Source organism: Marinomonas flavescens, assembly GCF_004352835.1.
In the GTDB taxonomy this organism is placed as follows: Bacteria; Pseudomonadota; Gammaproteobacteria; order Pseudomonadales; family Marinomonadaceae; genus Marinomonas; species Marinomonas flavescens.
In genome coordinates, this window is sequence record NZ_SJSB01000004.1 from 92,928 (window position 1) to 111,834 (window position 18,907).

Here is an 18,907-nt window from a genome sequence, read left to right on the forward strand (position 1 = left end):
ATCAATGCTGTTTTGTCATCATTTATTCAGTGATCTTCAAAGAGTATTAGATTTTATCTCTGAAACAAATTGCTCGACCTTGTTATAGCCTTGCTGCATGTGTTCGGTAATGTGCTCCAGCATGGCGTTTAAATCATCACCTAAAGCCAATTCAAGGTACCTATCATGGGCATCTAGCAATGGACCCGCTCGATTGTGTGCTTTTTGATGCAAGGTGAAGTAGAGGTGTAATCGGCCTCGTAACCGTTGCCAAGTTTGCTCTAATAGTTCATGACCACAGTGCTTATAAACCACATTATGCAATTCTAGTTCTTCAAAAATAGCCGACTCACGATCATTGTCTTTGATTGCACTGGTTAGCTTTTTCAACTGCAGTTTCAGCTCTTCTTGAAACGCTTTATCTCGTTTGTCCCAAATAAGTTTAAACGCAAATTGCTCAAGTTCTGTGCGGAATGAGTAAAGCTCTTGAATGGCTTTTACACTGATGTTTGCCACATAAGTACCTGTGTACGGGATGCTCTCAATCAAATTTTGATCGACTAATTGGCGGATAGCTTCTCGTAATGGGCCTCGGCTTACGCCAAGTAAAGCAGAAAGCTGAGACTCAACTAATTTAGTCCCAGGCGGTAAATCGCCGTTAATGATGGCTTCTTTGAGTTGTTCGACTACATCAGACCTTAATGTACGCTCTTTGCGGATAGGTTTTAAGTTAAATGGTGTCATAAGTTCCTGATAAAACGAGGTAATGCAGTAGTTTGCGATAACGTAAAGATATCAAAAAAAAGGCGCTGTAGAAATAATCAATTAAACTATTTGTAGATTGTTAACAATCTTACTGTTGACAAAAAACACACGAACGTCATATTCTGATGCTACCCAGAGATGTGTGTGACTGCCTGCCAGTCTGTTTATTTGATAATTGGAGCTAATTTATGTCGTCTCATTCGTTTAGTGCTCATGCTGCTGAAGAAGACAGTAGAAATGAAAAAATAAAAGTATATGTGAATGGAGAGCTACTGCCGAAGCAGGAAGCCGTGGTTTCAGTATACGACAGTGGCTTTATGTTGGGAGATGGCATTTGGGAAGGGCTGCGTATTTACAATGGTAAAATTGCCTTTCTAGATGATCACCTTGATCGCCTATACGCCTCCGCTAAAGTATTGGATTTTGAGCTAGATCTTACAAGAGAAGAGCTCACTCAAGCCTTGTATAACACCTTGGCTGAAAATGGCATGACTCATGATGCGCATTTACGATTGATGGTGACTCGCGGTCGTAAAAAGCACCCATTCCAAGACCCTAAATTAAGCGTTTTTGGGCCAACGACAGTCATCATTGCGGAGCACAGTAAGCCAAGCGTGACAGTATTAGAAAATGGCATGAGCCTGTTTACCGTACACATTGTTCGTGGCCAACCTAATACCCAAGACCCAAAACTGAACTCACACAGTAAATTGAACTGCATTACGGCACTGACTCATGCGCAAAAAGCAGGCGCAGATGAAGCGTTAATGTTAGACCCACAGGGCTTTGTCGCAACGTGTAACTCCACTAACTTCTTCTTTGTTCGTAAAGGCGAAGTATGGACGTCGACTAGCAAATATTGCATGAACGGTATTACCCGCCAAAAAGTCATCGATGTTTGTAAGCAGAATGATATTCCGGTTCATGAAACAGATTTCTCTTTGTTTGATGTATACGCCGCAGATGAAGCGTTTGTAACAGGCACCTTTGGTGGTCAAACACCGGTCGTGAAAATCGACGGTCGTCTAGTTGGTGATGGCAAACCAGGACCAATGGTTCAGCGTATTCGTCAGCTTTATAAAGACCTGGTAGCAATCTCTTAATGAGTTCGTATTCAGCCAACGGTTTATAACCACAAACTCTTTTAATAAGGTGCGCGCTTTGAATGTATCACGTGAAGCAGTAGGAAAAATTTTGGTCGTTGGTGGAGGTCGCATGGGCTCCGCTATTTTAAATGGTTGGTTGGATCAGGGGTTCGTCCCTTCCAATATATATTTAATTGATCGCGATGCGAACACGCTAAAACAATATGAGACACAAGGGGTACACACTTTTACTGCGGTAGAAGATGTCCCCAAAAACCTTGTTTTTGATATTTTCTTACTCGCACTGAAGCCTCAAATAATTGCTGCCAGCGTAGAACAATTTGACCATTTAATCAGCCCAAAGACGTGCTTAGTGTCGGTAGCGGCTGGCGTTATGGTGAACACTTTAAAGCAACTTTTGCCGAGCGCAAAAAACGTAGTACGAGTGATGCCAAATACCCCAGCGATGATCGGCAAAGGCGTTATGGTTGGTTTCTCATATGAACAAGACATGTTTGGTGAATTGGTTGAATCCTTGTTTGCGACATTAGGCTCGTTTCACTGGATTATCGATGAAAACCAAATGCACGCAGTGACAGCGGTGAGCGGTAGTGGTCCTGCGTATCTGTTCTATTTTGCTCAGTGCTTTGTGGAATCTGCCAAAAAGCTTGGCTTGCCTGAAGCATTAGCCGAGACACTCGCGTTAGAAACGGTAATAGGGGCTGCAAACCTAATAGAGCAGAGTGACGATGATGTCGAAACATTGCGTCATAATGTCACTAGCCCAAATGGTACAACCCAGGCAGGGTTGGCCGCATTGATGGAGGGCAACACAGTAAAGTCTCGTGTAGAAGCGTGTTGTCTTGCCGCCGCAAAACGTAGCCTAGAGTTATCTTAGGCTATCGTTTTTGCAAGGTTGGTTATGAATGGATGCCTTTATCTTTGCTGTATTTACAGCAATCGATAACTTAAAAAAGAAATTGCATTGAAGCAATCATTAGAGCATCAGCTCTACAAAACTCACAAAAGAGATGGGATTACTTAATGAAAATCATAAAAGATAGATTAGTTCATGGCGCTGCTGCCATTGCATTAACGTGCAGTCTAGGCGCGACTCAAAGCTTCGCAGCAGACATTGAGCATTTCTCACTAGGCACCGCGGGACAAACTGGTGTGTATTATGTTGTTGGCCAATCAATCTGTAAGTTGGTAAACCGTAATACAGAAGAACACAAATTACGTTGTTCTGCACCGTCTACAGGTGGCTCCATTGCTAACCTTAATTCCATGCGAACCGGTGGTCTTAACTTCGGTCTTGTACAATCCGATTGGCAATACCATGCCTATCACGGCACATCCAGTTTCAAAGATATTGGCCCTTACAAAGAGTTGCGTTCAGTGTTCTCCTTGCATTCAGACATCTTTACACTAGTAACACGCACAGATGCGAACATTAGCAGCTTTGACGGTCTAAAAGGTAAGCGCGTTAATATCGGTAATCCAGGTTCCGGCCAACGCGCCACTATGTTGACGCTAATGAAAGAAGCAGGCATGGAAGTCTCAGATTTCAAATTGGCCGGTGAACTTAAGTCTGCAGAGCAAGCTCAAGCCTTGTGTGATAATAAACTGGATGCATTTGTGATGGTGGCAGGTCACCCTGTTGCGATGATAAAAGAAGCGACCAGTACTTGTGATACGCACATTGTGGATGTAACAGGGAGCGCCGTTGATCACTTGATCAAGGAGTACCCATATTACAGCTACGGCACTATCCCTGGAGGCATGTACGAAGGAACACCAAACGACGTTAAAACCTATGGTTTAAAAGCGACCTTGGTTTCTTCTACCGAAACCTCAGATAAAGTTGTTTATAACCTTGTCAAAACTGTCTTTGAAAACTTCGACCGTTTCAAGCGTCTGCATCCTGCTTTTGCTAATTTAGACCCTAAAGAAATGATCTCAGCAGGTTTGTCTGCGCCACTACACCCAGGTGCGATTCAATATTACAAAGAACGTGGTTGGATTAAATAATCTAATCAACGTTTGTCTTATCATGCCGCTGGGGGTTTCATCCCCAGCCGCTTATCACCATATTCTCCTGGAGTTGGTACATGAATCTAGTTAAGGAGAGCAGTAGCTCGACGGATTTAGATGACTTGGTTGCATCAAATGATATGGGTGGCCGAAAAGCAACGGGACTCCAATTAAAGATCACTTTAATTGTTGCTTTTGTTTGGGCGCTTTTTCAGCTGTGGATAGCGTCACCATTCCCTTATGTATTAGATACTGATTTATTACGCTGGAACAGTAACCAAGCACGTTCTATTCATTTATCATTCGCTATTTTCTTAGTCTTTTTAAACTTTCCATTTGGTCGTCATTCATCGCTTCACAAAATTCCTGTAGCGGATTGGATACTGGCTATTGTGGCGAGCCTTTGTGCGTCTTATTACCTTATCGAATACGAGAATATCGCCACTCGCGTTGGTGCGCCAATTCTGCAAGATGTTATCGTAGCCTGTATTGGTATTCCCTTATTGTTTGAAGCCGCACGTAGAAGTCTTGGCATTACCTTGCCTTTAATTGCAGCCACCTTTTTGGCCTACAATTTCTTTGGCAATCACATGCCAGAGATGATTGCTCATAAAGGCTTTAGTATTTATGAGGTCGTCAATCATCAGTGGATTACCACCGAAGGTGTGTTTGGTCTTGCCTTAGGGGTTGCCACGGATTTTGTCTTTCTTTTCGTGCTATTCGGCTGTCTTTTAGACAAAGCCGGAGCGGGTAACTACTTTATTCAGCTTGCCTTTTCCTGTCTGGGGCATTTTAAAGGCGGACCTGCGAAAGCCGCGGTTGTTGCTTCTGGTCTAACGGGGCTGATTTCTGGCTCATCCATCGCCAACGTCGTAACAACCGGTACCTTTACTATTCCCATGATGAAAAAAGTGGGCTTCTCGGCAGAAAAAGCCGGTGCAGTAGAAGTTGCGTCATCAGTAAATGGTCAGATCATGCCGCCGGTTATGGGCGCTGCTGCCTTCTTAATGGTTGAATACGTCGGCATCAGTTATTTGGAAGTGATAAAACACGCCTTTTTACCTGCATTGATCTCCTATATAGGCTTGGTGTACATCGTTCACCTAGAAGCGCTAAAAGAAAACATGCAAGGCTTGCCAAGAAAAGGGGCCAAAGTCAGCTTGGTAAGAAAGCTGTCCTCTTTTCTATTTGGGTTCTTATCGCTCTGTGTGATTTGCGCCATTGTCTATTATGGGCTTGGCTGGATAAAAACATTAGCAGGCAACAACTCTATTTATCTTGTGACTGTATTAGTACTAGGTAGCTATGTTGGCTTGCTAAAGATAGGTTCCAAATACCCTAAACTGTGCAGTGCAGAAGACCATGACCTTAGTAACTTACCAGAGCCACGAGAAATATTCCGCTCAGGTATGTATTACTTGTTGCCTGTATTCGTATTGGTTTGGTGTTTGATGGTAGAGCGTCTTAGTCCTGGTTTAAGTGCTTTTTGGGCGGCTTTACTGACCATCTTTATGATTCTGACGAAACCATTGTTAGATGGCGTATTCCGCAAGGAAAAGGGCGCTTCTTTATGGACCGGCGCGACAGACTTATTTGACGGTATGGTCACGGGTTCTCGAAACATGGCGAGCATCTCCATTGCGACCGCTACCGCAGGCATCATCGTTGGCGTGGTTTCCCAGACCAGTGTGGGCTCCGCCTTAGCCGATGTGGTAGAAGCTTTATCGTTTGGCAATATTACCTTGATGTTAATCTTGGTGGCCGTGCTTTGTATGATTCTTGGCATGGGGTTACCAACGACAGCCAACTACATCGTTGTGTCTTCTTTAATGGCCGGCGTGATCGTTGAAGTCGGGGCATCGAATGGCTTAGTTGTGCCATTAATCGCGGTACATTTATTTGTCTTCTATTTTGGCTTAATGGCCGATGTGACGCCACCGGTGGGCTTAGCCTCCTTTGCCGCCGCCGCAATATCAGGTGGTAAACCGATCGGCACAGGCATAGTGGCATTCAAATACGCATTGCGTACTGCAATCCTGCCGTTCTTGTTTATTTTTAATCCAGATCTTTTGTTGATTGACGTGACAGTAGTGCAAGGGATCTTCATCTTTGTGATTGCGACCTTAGCGATGCTGATTTTCACGGCGGCGACGCAAGGTTACTTCTTAGTTAAGAGTAAATGGTGGGAAACCGCAGCCTTACTACTGATCGCTTTTAGTATTTTTCGACCTGGCTTTTGGATCGACAAAGTTGTCGAGCCTCATCAATACATGCCAATGAGTGAATTTCTTAAGCAAGATAAGGTTATTAAGCAAGGCGAAGCGTTAAGACTGCACGTATCTGACGATGGTTACTCAGGAAAAGTAGAAAACACAATTCATCTACTGATCGTTAGAGAGCCTGGGCCATTTAAGCAGGTGCTAGAAAATGCTGGCCTTAACCTTTATATCAAAGGTAGCCGAGTGGAAGTCGATAGCGTAGGCATCGGCAGTGATGCTTACCAAGCAGGATTTGAAGCGTTTCAAATGATCACAGGGTTAGAAGTGGCCACTGAGCAACCTTCTAAAGCCTTTGTGTATATCCCAAGTTTGTTTTTACTTGGCTTTGTGTTCTTTACCCAAAGAAGACGCCGAGATAAAGCATCATAGTGTTATCCCAGGAAGTTTTGGGGCAGTGTTATCGCTGCCCCCTTTTTTGGTCTCAGATCAGTACCAATAGTTAAAACCAAATTTGCTTTTAGCAAACACAGTAACTTGCTGTTAGTAAACAAAGTAACCCTAGGAAGTTTGGGGCAGCGTACGCGCTGCCTCCTTTTTAGCCCACGATTAGAACTTAACATTCATCAGAACATTCTCGCCGCTTATTGTCTGAATGTAGGGATATACCGACTCAAGTCATGGAGAAAATTTATCTGTCGCGGTATCATGTTGATGTAATTAAACTGGGGTTAGGGCATGAGGCAAAAAAATATCATTGTTATCTTGTTTGTCTTGATCGCCTTCCTTAGTCAGGCGTCTGCTTCTCTGGCTGTATCGAGTCCGATGAAACATTTAGCTATGCAAGATTCTTTGTCTTCATCGTCTCTTATGGCAAGTAATGATCTGTCTTGTAAAAAAGACACTCTTGTTAAGCCTGATTGCTGCAAAAGCACTCATTCTTGTTCTATGGTTTCGTGCTTAGCTACCATCGCAATGCTAGATCACCAAGTGCTATTGCCTGAGCGAATAATCACTCGACATAACGCGACTTTGATTATTCGCAAGTTACCTCATCACAGTTCATCTTTATATCGCCCTCCCATTATTGTCTGAATTTTGGGTCAGTCTCTTGTTTTTGTAAGCCTGCCCAAATCCATAAAAATTCTTCGTTTTTAACTCCGCTTTATACAAAAGTGGCGATGCGTTCTGCTTTGAACGTTTTACAGAATTATATTGGAGACACTCTATGTCTTTTATCCGTTATGTTGGATTGTTCCGCCCACACATTTGTGTGCTTTGTTTTGTACATACAAAGGAGGGCATGTAATGACACAGTCAAAAAGTCCGCTTGATAGATCGAACAAACAAGCTCAACCTGCTTTTGCAAACAAGGTGCTGAGTCGCCGTCAGTTTGTTTTTGGCGCGTCTGCCATATTGGCTTTGACGACCATTCCTTTTTCAAAAAACGCGTTGGCAAACACAATGGCTCAATCTTTAACGCCGTTATCAGGGAAAGTATTCGAGTTAACTATCGATTATAAAACAGTCAATATTACAGGCGAGCCTGCTCGTGCGACCGTGATTAATCAATTACTACCGGGGCCGTTATTGCGCTGGAAAGAAGGGGATACCGTCACTCTTAGGGTGAAAAACAACCTTGATCATGACACTTCACTGCATTGGCATGGGATGATTTTACCGACCGGTATGGATGGTGTCCCAGGCTTAAGCTTTAAGGGAATAAAGCCTGGGGAAACCTTTGAGTATCAATTTCCTGTTAAACAAAGTGGCACCTATTGGTATCACAGCCATTCTGGGTTTCAAGAGCAGACGGGGGCGTATGGCGCCATCGTTATTGATCCAGAAGAAGCCGACCCGGTTGTCTTTGATCGTGAGCATGTTGTCATGCTGTCGGACTGGTCTAACGAGGCACCAGAAAGCATTTATGCGAATTTAAAAAAACAATCAGATTATTATAATTACCATGAAAGAACGATGTCTGACTTATTTTCAGATATCAAAACACAAGGGTTAGTGAACACATGGAAAGCGCGCTCTATGTGGAATCAGCAGCGCATGAGTGATCGAGATATTTCAGATGTCACAGGGGCTACTTATACCTATCTGATGAATGGTAATTCACCGGCACAGCCATGGCAGGCGTTATTCAAAGCGGGTGAGAAAGTACGTCTTCGAGTGATTAACAGCTCTGCTATGACCATTTTTGACGTTCGTATTCCAGGGCTGAAAATGACGGTAGTGGCCAGTGATGGGCAAAACATTCAACCTGTTATTGTCGATGAGTTTCGTATTGGTGTGGCGGAAGTTTATGACGTGATTGTTGAGCCAGAAGTCGATAATGCCTACTGTTTTTTTGCGCAAAGTATTGATCGGTCAGGCTATGCCATTGGCAATCTAACATCGGACTATGCCTTATCAGCCAAAGTACCAACCATGGACCCAATGCCCATTCTTACTCATGGTGATATGGGCATGAATATGGAACACATGGACCATAGCAAGATGCCAATGGGTGAAGGCGCAATGCAAGGCATGGATCACAGCAAGATGCCAATGGGTGAAGGCGCAATGCAAGGCATGGATCACAGCAAGATGCCAATGGGTGAAGGCGCAATGCAAGGTATGGATCACAGCAAGATGCCAATGAGTGAAGACGCAATGCAGGGCATGGATCACAGCAAGATGCCAATGGGTGTATTAGGCGTAGCGGGTTATGGCAGTAACAGTGACATAAAGCATCTAGATTCAGAATCCGGTCCACAAGTCGATATGCGCGTAGACACACCAAAAAGTGGCCTGAATGATCCAGGTATTGGGTTGAGAGACCATCAAGAAAAATACCATCGAAAAGTACTGACCTACGCAGACATTAAAGGGCTTCACGCCACGCGAGATACGCGTCAGCCGAGTAGAGAAATCCAGTTGCACTTAACGGGCAATATGGATCGTTATATGTGGTCCATTAATGGGATTAAATTTGCCGATTCAGAGCCGCTTGAGCTTACTTACGGAGAAAGACTTCGAATTACCTTGATAAACGACACCATGATGATCCACCCCATGCATCTCCATGGCATGTGGAGCGAGCTTGAAACTGGCGACCCTGATTACATTCCTCGTAAGCACACCGTTATGGTTCAACCGGGATCGAAGATTAGCTATTTGGTCACCGCGGACGCGTTAGGGCAATGGGCTTATCACTGTCATTTGCTTTATCACATGCCAGGCATGTTCCGAAAAGTTGTCGTTAAATAAGGGGCACTAGATGAAAAATTTCAAATCACCCATCCATACGTTGGCGTTAGTAGCCACCGCGTTTGGCAGTTCTTTTGTTTATGCAGAAGCGCAAGATGACCCCTTGTTAACCAGTGTCATGATTGATCAACTGGAAAAAGGTGTTCAATCTGGCGACGCTACCCGTGTCAGTGCTCAAGCTTGGCTCGGTTACGACTTAAACAAGCTTTGGCTTAAAGTGGATAGTGAATACACAAACAGTGATGAGCAAGACCTAGAAATCCAAGCGCTCTACAGCCACGCTATCGCGCCGTATTGGAATGTACAAATGGGGGTAAGACAAGACACCAAACCAACACCGACTCGCCACTGGGCTGTGTTGGGTGTTCAAGGTTTAGCGCCGTACTTCTTTGATATTGATGCCGCATTATTTGTGGGTGAAGAGGGGCGTACCGCCCTTCGTTTAAGTGTTGAGCAGGATTGGTTAATTACTCAACGACTGATTTTAACACCGGAGTTTGAAATTAATGCCTACAGTAAAAAAGATGAAACCATCAACATTGGCTCTGGGCTATCCGACATCAGCGCGGGTCTTAGATTACGCTATGAAATAACCCGTAAATTTGCGCCTTATATAGGGCTAGATTGGAGTCAGAAGCTTGGCAATACCGCCGATCTTGTTCGTAGTGACGGAGAAAGTACGGGTGATACCCAGTTTGTTGTTGGTGTAAAAGCGTGGTTTTAATGCTTTAGAAAGCAAACGCATCGAGCAGTGAGAAGCAACTGGAAGAGGTCTTATCTGCACATCATTAATGTAATCAATGCAAAAACCGAGAGAACTTACCAATAAGTGGAGTAACGATTCTCCACTTATTTATCGGTTTTAAAACAGCATGCAATTGTCTGCTTTTATGTCACTAAACAAGGCCAACAACCCTGTTTAGTGATGTTTAAGTCACTCAATGCTTGCGGCTAACACCATGACGAACCATGTCTTTGCCTGTTTCAAACACTTCTTTACTGATCCAACGAGCCAACAGCACTTTTTGTTGCTCATCAAATACCGCCACAAAATGACGGCCATCCGCATTGTTGGTTGCCATGCCCACACCAGAAACACCTTCTAAAGGTAAAGCACCACTTTCTACGCTAAGTAGAAACTTTTTTAGATCTTCTAGGTTGTCTATTACCGCTTGTTCGTTATTCATTTCTAATACCTTATTCTATCGTGTTGCGTAAGCCGTGATGAGCTCAAATACAGAGTGGTGGCTATTCTATAGCGCACAGCCAAAAATACAAATGTCCTTGTATAAAGCCTTCGCTATTGCGCTATTCTAGGGCTGTTTGTTTATTCGTCATTCGCTGTGTTGTGACTTGGTATGGATCTGAAAAATTAACAGACAGTCGTGTGTCATCTTTGCGTATGATTTATGTTAAGAAATGTTGTGAAAAATCTATATTTACGCATTATCTTCATGTAAGTTATTGGATAGTAAAGTCAACCAGTGGACGGTCAATTTGCAGTCGAATGTCACCTTAGCTTTCTATAATCAAAACGCCCAAAGTTTTACTGACTCAACACGTCATGTTGATATGTCGGCGCTGTATCACGAATTTTTACCGACGATCCCCCCCAATGGTCACATTCTAGACGCGGGCTGTGGTTCCGCTCGCGATGCCGCGTATTTTAAACAACAAGGTTTTAGCGTTAGTGCCTTTGATGCCAGTGAAGAGCTTGCTGCATTAGCCAGCGAGTTTTTACAGCAAAGCGTCGAAGTAAACACCTTTCAGCAACTAGATCGTGTAAACCTATACGATGGTATTTGGTGCTGCGCCAGCTTATTACACGTTCCGAAAGACGAACTTCCAGCGGTTTTTATTAATCTTCAAAATGCCTTAAAACCGAATGGCGTCTTGTATGTCTCATTCAAATACGGCACCACAGAGCGCATAGACCATGGCCGTGAATTCACTGACCTCAATGAAAGCGCATTAAGTGACTTGATCTATGCTTGCCCTAAGCTCAGCCTAATCAAGCATTGGCAAAGCCCTGATCAGCGACCTGGACGCGAACACGAAATCTGGCTAAACGCCTTGATCAAAGCGGCGCCAGAAAAATGAACAACGTCATGCAGCAGCAACTCGACTTCATCGCTTACATACAGCGCATGCTGGTGGAAGGGGACTTTAGCGCCACTTATAAATTTGCTCTTTTACACGCCATTGCCGATGTGTGCGTAGAGCAAACTTCTTTATCTGATAACAACACATTAGACATAACGCTGCCCACACTAGCGGACAAACTCCTTACCTTATATTGGCACCACGCCATGCCGTTTTCAGCGGAGCATACAGGGGAAAGCGCCTTACTTAAGCAGAACACGGGCGCACAATCTAAGGTAATCAGCGTCTTGTTTGAATGCCAACAAAACAACATTCGTAACATGCGCCAACTTAAGCAAAGCTCACTGTATAAACCTGCGTTTACTGCGGCGATGCACACACTAAAAACCGGCCCATTGTGGCGTCTGCAAATACTCGCAAGACAAGAAGAGTGCTTCTTGTATCCTCATCAGCTTTTTGGCTCAGGCAGAGAAACCAAATACATAAGACTAAACGCAGGAATCGCCAGTTGTTTTAGACGCTTTTACGACCTTGTTGTCTACCTTGCGAGAAACGCATGGCTACAAAAGATCCAAAGTATTAAACACAACCAAGCGTTAATTGGCCGCCAAAGCCAGCTACAAGACTTTTTATTTGGCGTAGACCGCAACGCCCTGACGAAAGCCAAACCTGTGTTGATCGAGTTGCAGACCAACCAATGTTTTTACTGTCGTAAACCGATGAAAGGTGACGTAGAAGTGGATCACTTTATTCCGTTTTCTCGTTACGCCAACGACCTTGGCCACAACTTTGTCGCCGCCCATCGTACCTGCAATAACAACAAGCGAGACTTTCTAGCCGCGCCAATACACCGAGCCCGCTGGCAAGAGCAGAACCTAGTGACCCATACCCAAACCATCAGCAATGAGCTTGGCGGTTACTTTCACTGTGACGCCGACACCTCACTTGCCGTCAGCAACTGGGCGTATCAAGTAGCGGAATCCAGCAATGCCAAACTCTGGCTTGGAAGGAATACATTTGAAGAAGCAGGGGTAATGCTACAAGAACGTGAGCTGGTTGGATTAGTGGCAGAAAAGCCTGCAGGGTATGAGGTTTAGATCGTACCGTAGACGTAGAGTTTGCTAACCCGAAGAGCGCAAAGTTTAATTTTTAGGTCATTCTTTAGTTGTAAATTTTCATATGGTTTTGTTTGAGATGCGAATGAATTTTTAAAAACTCTATTCGAGTTTGCTTGCTAGGTTGCTGTCGAAAACCAAAGGGCGGCTGTCACCGGGCGTATTTTAGAGTCACATTGTGCCCCGAGGATCACACAATGTTTTCAACATAGTTAATGATATGAACGTAACCAGCGTAGATAGGGCATCCATGGCCAAGATACGCTTTGTACAGCATCTATGCTGTAAATTACTCATCATTAACTGCGCTTCAGGTGTGATCATGGGGAGTTGGAGTGTGCTGGAAGACTGGTGTTTATTGCTCAGATATAGAGTTATTTCATCAAATAAAATTTATTGAGAGTAAATTATTTGGCTAATATTTCTCTATGAGAGCAAACCATAATTTATGAAAAGAGACCTCAAGATGCCAAAAAAAAATTGCTCTGTACACTTTTTACCTGCGGGTCAAGGTGATTGCTTTGTTATACAATTTCAAGACGAAAAGTCTAGGGAACATGCGATCAAGTCTAGCTGAGCGCCTTAACATTCTGAAAAGCCCAATGTCAGTCATTAATGTGGCTGGTTTATCATTTTTCTACCGCTAAACAAGATAATTGAACCTTGTTTAGCGATTTTTAAACGGACTAACCCCTTGTGGCTCGGATCATCTGATCAACTCGAAACACGTTTGCAAGAGCAAACAGCATGGCGAGCTTACTGTCATTTTTAGCCAACCCACGATAAATAGCTTTTCTAAAACCAAACTGACACTTGATGATTCTAAAGGGGTGTTCGACTTTTGCTCGGATACTCGCTTTGATATATTCCGTTTGGATGGGCTGTTTATTTTTTCTAGGGTGTTTTTTTAAGATTCTTATTTTGCTCGGAATCTCCGCAATCAACCAGTCTGCTTTGATACCCTTTAACTCTTCTCTCTTTTGAGCGCCGCGATAGCCAGAATCTGCCGAGACAAAACACTCCTCTCCATGAAGAAGGTTCGCTGTTTCCGTGATGTCGTGCACGTTTGCTGCAGTCGTACTTAGACTATGTGTTAGCCCCGTTCTTGCATCCACACCAATGTGCGCTTTGAGACCGAAGAACCACTGCTTTCCTTTCTGAGTTTGATGCATCTCAGGGTCTCTTTCTTTGGCTTTATTCTTTGTTGAGCTGGCCGCTTCAATAATGGTCGCATCTACGATGGTGCCTTCTTTAAGGTAAACACCAGCGTCAGACAACCATCTATTTACTTCTTTAAAAAGCTGGCGTGAGAGTTTGTGTTTTTCTAATAAGTGCCTAAAGTTCATGATGGTTGTGTGGTCAGGAATCGGATTATCTAACGACAACGCAGCAAACAAGCGCATTGACGTAACTTCATACAGAGCGTCTTCCATGGCAGGATCACTCATGTTGTACCAATGTTGCATGCAGTGAATACGGAACATGGTTGAAAGTGGGTAAGGTCTTCTGCCATTGCCTGCTTTAGGATAAAAAGGCTCAATAACCGCTTCTAGTTGATCCCAAGGCATCAACTCATTCATGCGAGAAAGGAAAATTTCCTTACGTGTTTTACGGCGTTTGTTGTTGAACTCGCTGTCGGCAAAAGTGAGTTGGTGTGACATGGTTAAGACTCGAAGGCTTAAAGCGTGATTATCGCATGGCTAGGACTTATTCGCATATTCCTAAGGAGCTAATCGGTTTTGATAAACCAAAACTTTTGAGTAAGTTTAAGATAAACACGATTGAATACGATGAAATATTCATGACCTCATAATTACCCAACCGCTAATTTTCCTGCCTCATGCCACATTTCGCTTGGCATGGGGCTGGTGAGTTGCCACGTTATGTTCATTGGCTGGCTGCCACTGTGGCTTTGGTATTTTACTTCGCCATAGTTTACGAACCCCATAGTCCTACCGTTTTCATCCTTTCCTTGTTCTCGTACAAATAACAGTATGGTTTTGCCTGTTTGGCGGTGCTGGATGTAGCTTAGTCCGCGACCGTGTTCTGGGCGGGCGCTGTTTTGAGTCTGCCAGTGGAACAGGGTCGGGCTAATGGCGTAGTCGTGGTACAGAGTTGTAGGCGAGTAGGTCTTTTCACATTTATTCAGTGTGACAAATAACAATTCTAGGTTCTGTTCTTTAAACTCTAAAACGCCCTCGCGGGCGGTGGATTTCTTCTCAAATGAGTGGGCGCCAAATGCGGCGAGTATCTGTTGTCGCGTGTAGCGGCTGTGCAATTTGATCGCGTGATTGGGCAAGCAGGCGAGCTCACTTTCTTGCTGGTGAATTCGTTGGATGAGCAAGCTGATTACTTGCTCTAGTTCCTGTTGCAGTAATGGGTGGATCAAAGCTTGTAAGCTTTGCTCAAGAGTGTCGAAACCTAGCGTATTTCCTGTGTTGTCCCAGAAATTGTAATGGGCCATTAGGGCAAACTGATTATTTTGAGGTGTCTTCACAAAGTCGAAATTATGGCGAGACAGTTCAAGCAAAAAGTGTAAATAGCTTAGTGAGTCGCAACCAAGTAACTGAGTATTGATTGCTCGGTAATACGCCGCATACACATCGGCTTGCTCAGGTGGTATCTCATCGCCTTTTAGCCAATACCAACCACCTAGTTTTTTCTCTTTGGGTTTATAAATGTCTTCGAGGCTGACTTGTGGATTAAGGCGTAAAAAATTGCTTAATGTGAGTGCTTCGTTGGTGTGTTGAGAGTAAACATGGATAAGCTGTTGTAAGCGTCTCTTACTGTTAATGGCCTGTTGGATATTGCGCAAAATTGTCTTTTGGGTTTGCGCTTGCAGCTCTATTCGACAACCCAGTGGCAAGTGAGGGAAGTTGTGTTCTATCTCTGTTTTAAGGGGTTGGTTAGTTTTACCAATGAGTGCTCGAAATTTACTGGCAAAATCGTACTCAGCACGGGCATTACCCACAAAATCGAGAACGGTACAGCACTGCTTTGAATTAGCCGATGAGCCCGTGTTTTCTGGTAGACGAAGGCCACGACCTAGTTGCTGTAAAAACAGCGTTAAGCTTTCTGTCGGCCGCAAAAACAACAAGGTGTCCACTTCTGGGATATCGACCCCTTCATTAAAAATGTCCACCACGCAGAGTATTTGTATTTTCCCTTGGCGCAATGCTTGTTGCTTCTGTGAACGTTCATTGGTGTTTTTACTGATCAGAACATCTGCATGAATACCCGCAAGATTGAACTTAGCGGCCATAAATTCAGCGTGTTTTTGGCTAACGCAAAACGCCAGTGATTTAATTCGCTGCACATTGGTGACTATGTCGCTCAGGCTGGTGATGATCTTTGTTGCGCGATGATTTTCACCCGTATAAAGGTTACTCAGCTCAGCAATGTCGTAGCGGCCGTTTCGCCATGTGACTTGGCTTAAATCTGTGTCGTCATCCAGACCGAAGTATTGGAATGGGCACAAATGGCGTTGATTAATGGCTTCTGGCAAGCGAATTTCTGCGGCGATCACACCACAAAAATCATCTAATATATTGGCACCATCTTGTCGTTCTGGTGTGGCCGTTAAGCCGAGTAATATGTGTGGTGTGAAGTGCGCTAAAACATCGCGATAACTGGCCGCTGTTACATGGTGCACTTCGTCGATGACGATGTAGTCGTAGTAATCATCACTGAGCTTTAATGACGTGAGTTGTTTGTTTAATGTTTGAATGGAGGCAAACAATTGGTTGTAACGTTGAGGTTGATAATGACCAACCCATAACTCACCAAAGTCATTGTTTTTGAGCACGCCACGGTAAGCATTTTGTGCTTGTTTAAGAATCTCTTCACGATGAGCGACAAACAAAAAGTTGGCACTGGGTTTGGCGTCATACACTCGCTTAAAGTCGAACGCTGAGATAATCGTTTTGCCGGTGCCCGTTGCCGCCACCACGAGATTTCTGAATCGTTGGTGAACTTGTCGTTCTGCGCTGAGCTTTTCTAAAATCGCCAATTGATGTGTTTTAGGCGTGATATCAAAATAAAACTGATGGTTTGATTGGCCAATGCCACGTTGTTCATTTAGTGAGGTTCTGAGCTTTTCTTTGCTTTCTGCTTCGCCGGTAAAGCGCTCAAAGTCAGGTGATTGCCAATAGGTTTCAAAGGTACTTTTGGTTTTGGCAATAATATGTGGGATTTCTTGCGCGGTGATTTTAAGGTTCCATTCAAGCCCACTGGTCAGCGCAGAATGGGATAAATTTGATGAACCTATATAGCCAGTGTGAAATCCAGTATCACGCATAAATAAATACGATTTGGCGTGCAGGCGTTCTTGTTGATTGTTGTAACTCAGTTTTACTTCTGTGTTGGGTAGGCTGACGAGAAACTCCACCGCTTTGACGTCAGTGGCGCCCATGTAAGACGTGGTAATGACTTTGAGCTGCTTGCCGCTTTTAGTGAATTCTTCCAATTCGTTCTTAAAAATCCGTAGGCCAGTCCACTTTATAAAAGAAACCAGCCAGTAAATGGTGTCAGCGGATTTGATCTCACGCTTGAGCTCGGTTTCAAGGGAAATACCAGCATTGGCGCCACTAAATAGCTCGCTTTGAGTGAGTCCGGTGAGCGGGAAAATCTCATTGGTGTAGTCTTTGAGATTTGCGGCAATCGGGTTTTTAGTCGTAAATAGGGCGGTTAAAATGCGTCCTTGGCTGTCGATGAGGTTTTCACTGATCAGCTCATCGTCTTTTATATGGTCTTTCAGCCAGAGTACTAGATTGTTTGCGAGAGTAATTTGTTCTTGTAAGCGTTCGTTTGATTGGGGAATGGTGTCGATAGCGTGGGCAACAAGCTTACCTAGAAAACGCGATAACCATGTAGCGGCCTCGGCGGATTCTAGCTGGCGCTCACCAACAAAAAACTGATCGCGATTGAGATTCTTCTCGATGACCTGCGTTATTAATTGTTCGTAAATGCCAACTTGTTCCATTTCACCACTCCTTGATTGAATGGTTAGTGTACTAAAAAGTCTATTGCAAACAAGGTTTAAAGCGTTTTCTGTGGAGCGGTACTGAGGAGGTAAAAGGCAGAAAGGCTAGTGATAACGATCTTGGTTTAGATGAGTTCAATCACGATGTCTCAATTACGCGATAATCTGCCGCTAAGGGGCAAGGGATATTGGTTGGGTTGGCTATCTTATTCTGCATTATGATCATCAATTTCATTGCTTAAGCGTATTTCAAATCAGTGGTAAGCCTGACGAGCGGATGGCGGATCATGTGATCGCTAATCATCGGGAGAAAAGCGCACGAGGAGTGATTCCCGTGCGTGAACAGGTTTATAAGAATGCATTGAGCCTGTGTAAATCAGGCCTTGGCAAATGACTTTATCGACTCTAGGAAGTTAAATAGGCAATTATTATGACAACGAAAAAAACGCAAGAAAATCAGTTTATTTTTAATATCACGTGTAGCGCAAGCAGCGGGATAGTGTCATCTGTCACCACGTTTTTGGCTGAACGAGGTTGTTATATTAGCGAATTGTCACAGTTTGATGACCCAGACACTGACCATTTCTTTATGCGCGCCGTTGGCTTCATTGAAACGGGCGATAAAACATTGGAAGACCTTAATCTAGAGTTTCCTGTGTTTGCTGAACCGTTCGATATGAAGTGGACCTTGGTGCCTGCGTCACAGCCTTGCAAAGCGTTGATCATGGTGAGTAAATTCGACCATTGTTTGGACGATCTTTTGTACCGTTTGCGCAAGGGTGAGTTGAACATGGAAGTCACAGCCATTGTGTCTAATCATTTGGATTTGCGCCCGATGGCGGAACGTGAAGGCATTCGCTTTATTTATTTGCCAGTGAACAAAGAAAACAAGCGTGAGCAAGAGCAAGCCTTGTTGAGCATTGTTGAGGAAACGGGCACTGAGTTGGTGATTCTGGCGCGTTATATGCAGATCTTGTCGAACAGCTTATGCACCGAGCTGAAAGGCCGTGCGATCAATATTCACCACTCTTTCTTGCCCGGTTTTAAAGGGGCTAAGCCTTACCACCAAGCTCATGCGCGAGGGGTTAAATTGATCGGTGCGACGGCTCACTATATTACGTCTGATTTGGACGAAGGCCCGATCATTGAGCAATCTGTGCAGATAGTGAATCACGCGTTTTCTCCTGAAGCCTTAGTGGCCGCCGGTCGAGACACCGAAACCGTTGCTTTAGCGCGGGCGGTAAAATTACACATCGAACACCGTGTGTTTATGGATGACAACAAAACGGTTGTCTTTCGTTAAGGGAAAAAAGGGGTATGTGTTCAGGAAGGGGCACATAAAAAGGAGAAAGGGTGACAGCCCTTTCTCCT

The 18,907-nt window shown here is 44.1% G+C and carries 14 protein-coding genes; 10 read left to right on the forward strand and 4 right to left on the reverse strand.

Features of this window, described 5'->3' with window-relative positions; translation table 11 throughout:
- Positions 1–36: 36 nt before the first annotated feature.
- Positions 37–723, reverse strand: coding sequence for a GntR family transcriptional regulator (locus E0D70_RS05665; protein WP_133011309.1), 687 nt, complete (start codon positions 721–723; stop codon positions 37–39).
- Positions 724–932: 209 nt separating this feature from the next.
- Between E0D70_RS05665 and E0D70_RS05670 the strand changes: the two genes are divergently transcribed.
- From E0D70_RS05670 to E0D70_RS05700, 7 genes are all read left to right on the forward strand, one after another.
- Positions 933–1,847: an aminotransferase class IV gene (locus tag E0D70_RS05670; RefSeq protein WP_133011310.1), complete on the forward strand. Its 915-nt coding sequence runs from the start codon at positions 933–935 to the stop codon at positions 1,845–1,847.
- 58 nt (positions 1,848–1,905) lie between these two features.
- On the forward strand, positions 1,906–2,727 hold the full coding sequence (gene proC / locus E0D70_RS05675; protein ID WP_133011311.1) for a pyrroline-5-carboxylate reductase: 822 nt from the start codon (positions 1,906–1,908) through the stop codon (positions 2,725–2,727).
- A gap of 146 nt (positions 2,728–2,873) precedes the next feature.
- Positions 2,874–3,860, forward strand: coding sequence for a TAXI family TRAP transporter solute-binding subunit (locus E0D70_RS05680; protein ID WP_133011312.1), 987 nt, complete (start codon positions 2,874–2,876; stop codon positions 3,858–3,860).
- Positions 3,861–3,940: 80 nt separating this feature from the next.
- Positions 3,941–6,511 carry a TRAP transporter permease gene (locus tag E0D70_RS05685; RefSeq protein WP_133011313.1) on the forward strand — a complete coding sequence of 857 codons (2,571 nt, stop codon included), beginning with the start codon at positions 3,941–3,943 and terminating at the stop codon, positions 6,509–6,511.
- Positions 6,512–6,817: 306 nt separating this feature from the next.
- Entirely contained in the window at positions 6,818–7,174 is a 357-nt protein-coding gene (locus E0D70_RS05690; protein WP_133011314.1) for a hypothetical protein, read from the forward strand.
- A gap of 213 nt (positions 7,175–7,387) precedes the next feature.
- Positions 7,388–9,337 carry a copper resistance system multicopper oxidase gene (locus E0D70_RS05695; RefSeq protein ID WP_133011315.1) on the forward strand — a complete coding sequence of 650 codons (1,950 nt, stop codon included), beginning with the start codon at positions 7,388–7,390 and terminating at the stop codon, positions 9,335–9,337.
- Between the two features lie 10 nt (positions 9,338–9,347).
- On the forward strand, positions 9,348–10,061 hold the full coding sequence (locus tag E0D70_RS05700; protein ID WP_133011316.1) for a copper resistance protein B: 714 nt from the start codon (positions 9,348–9,350) through the stop codon (positions 10,059–10,061).
- 214 nt (positions 10,062–10,275) lie between these two features.
- Here the strand turns inward: E0D70_RS05700 and E0D70_RS05705 are convergent, their stop codons facing one another.
- Positions 10,276–10,524: a hypothetical protein gene (locus tag E0D70_RS05705; RefSeq protein ID WP_133011317.1), complete on the reverse strand. Its 249-nt coding sequence runs from the start codon at positions 10,522–10,524 to the stop codon at positions 10,276–10,278.
- A gap of 310 nt (positions 10,525–10,834) precedes the next feature.
- Here E0D70_RS05705 and E0D70_RS05710 point away from each other — a divergent pair, with 310 nt between their 5' ends.
- Together E0D70_RS05710 and E0D70_RS05715 are read left to right on the forward strand one after the other, a co-directional pair.
- Entirely contained in the window at positions 10,835–11,437 is a 603-nt protein-coding gene (locus E0D70_RS05710; protein WP_207923208.1) for a class I SAM-dependent methyltransferase, read from the forward strand.
- Positions 11,434–12,537, forward strand: coding sequence for an HNH endonuclease (locus E0D70_RS05715; protein ID WP_133011318.1), 1,104 nt, complete (start codon positions 11,434–11,436; stop codon positions 12,535–12,537). The genes E0D70_RS05710 and E0D70_RS05715 overlap by 4 nt, the downstream gene beginning before the upstream one ends.
- Before the next feature lie 704 nt (positions 12,538–13,241).
- Here the strand turns inward: E0D70_RS05715 and E0D70_RS05720 are convergent.
- Together E0D70_RS05720 and E0D70_RS05725 are read right to left on the reverse strand one after the other, a co-directional pair.
- Positions 13,242–14,216 carry an IS5 family transposase gene (locus tag E0D70_RS05720; protein WP_133011319.1) on the reverse strand — a complete coding sequence of 325 codons (975 nt, stop codon included), beginning with the start codon at positions 14,214–14,216 and terminating at the stop codon, positions 13,242–13,244.
- 152 nt (positions 14,217–14,368) lie between these two features.
- Positions 14,369–17,536, reverse strand: a complete 3,168-nt coding sequence (locus tag E0D70_RS05725; RefSeq protein WP_133011320.1) for a DEAD/DEAH box helicase — start codon at positions 17,534–17,536, stop codon at positions 14,369–14,371.
- A 430-nt stretch (positions 17,537–17,966) separates the two neighbouring features.
- Here E0D70_RS05725 and purU point away from each other — a divergent pair, with 430 nt between their 5' ends.
- On the forward strand, positions 17,967–18,839 hold the full coding sequence (gene purU / locus E0D70_RS05730; protein ID WP_133011321.1) for a formyltetrahydrofolate deformylase: 873 nt from the start codon (positions 17,967–17,969) through the stop codon (positions 18,837–18,839).
- The last annotated feature ends 68 nt before the right edge of the window (positions 18,840–18,907 follow it).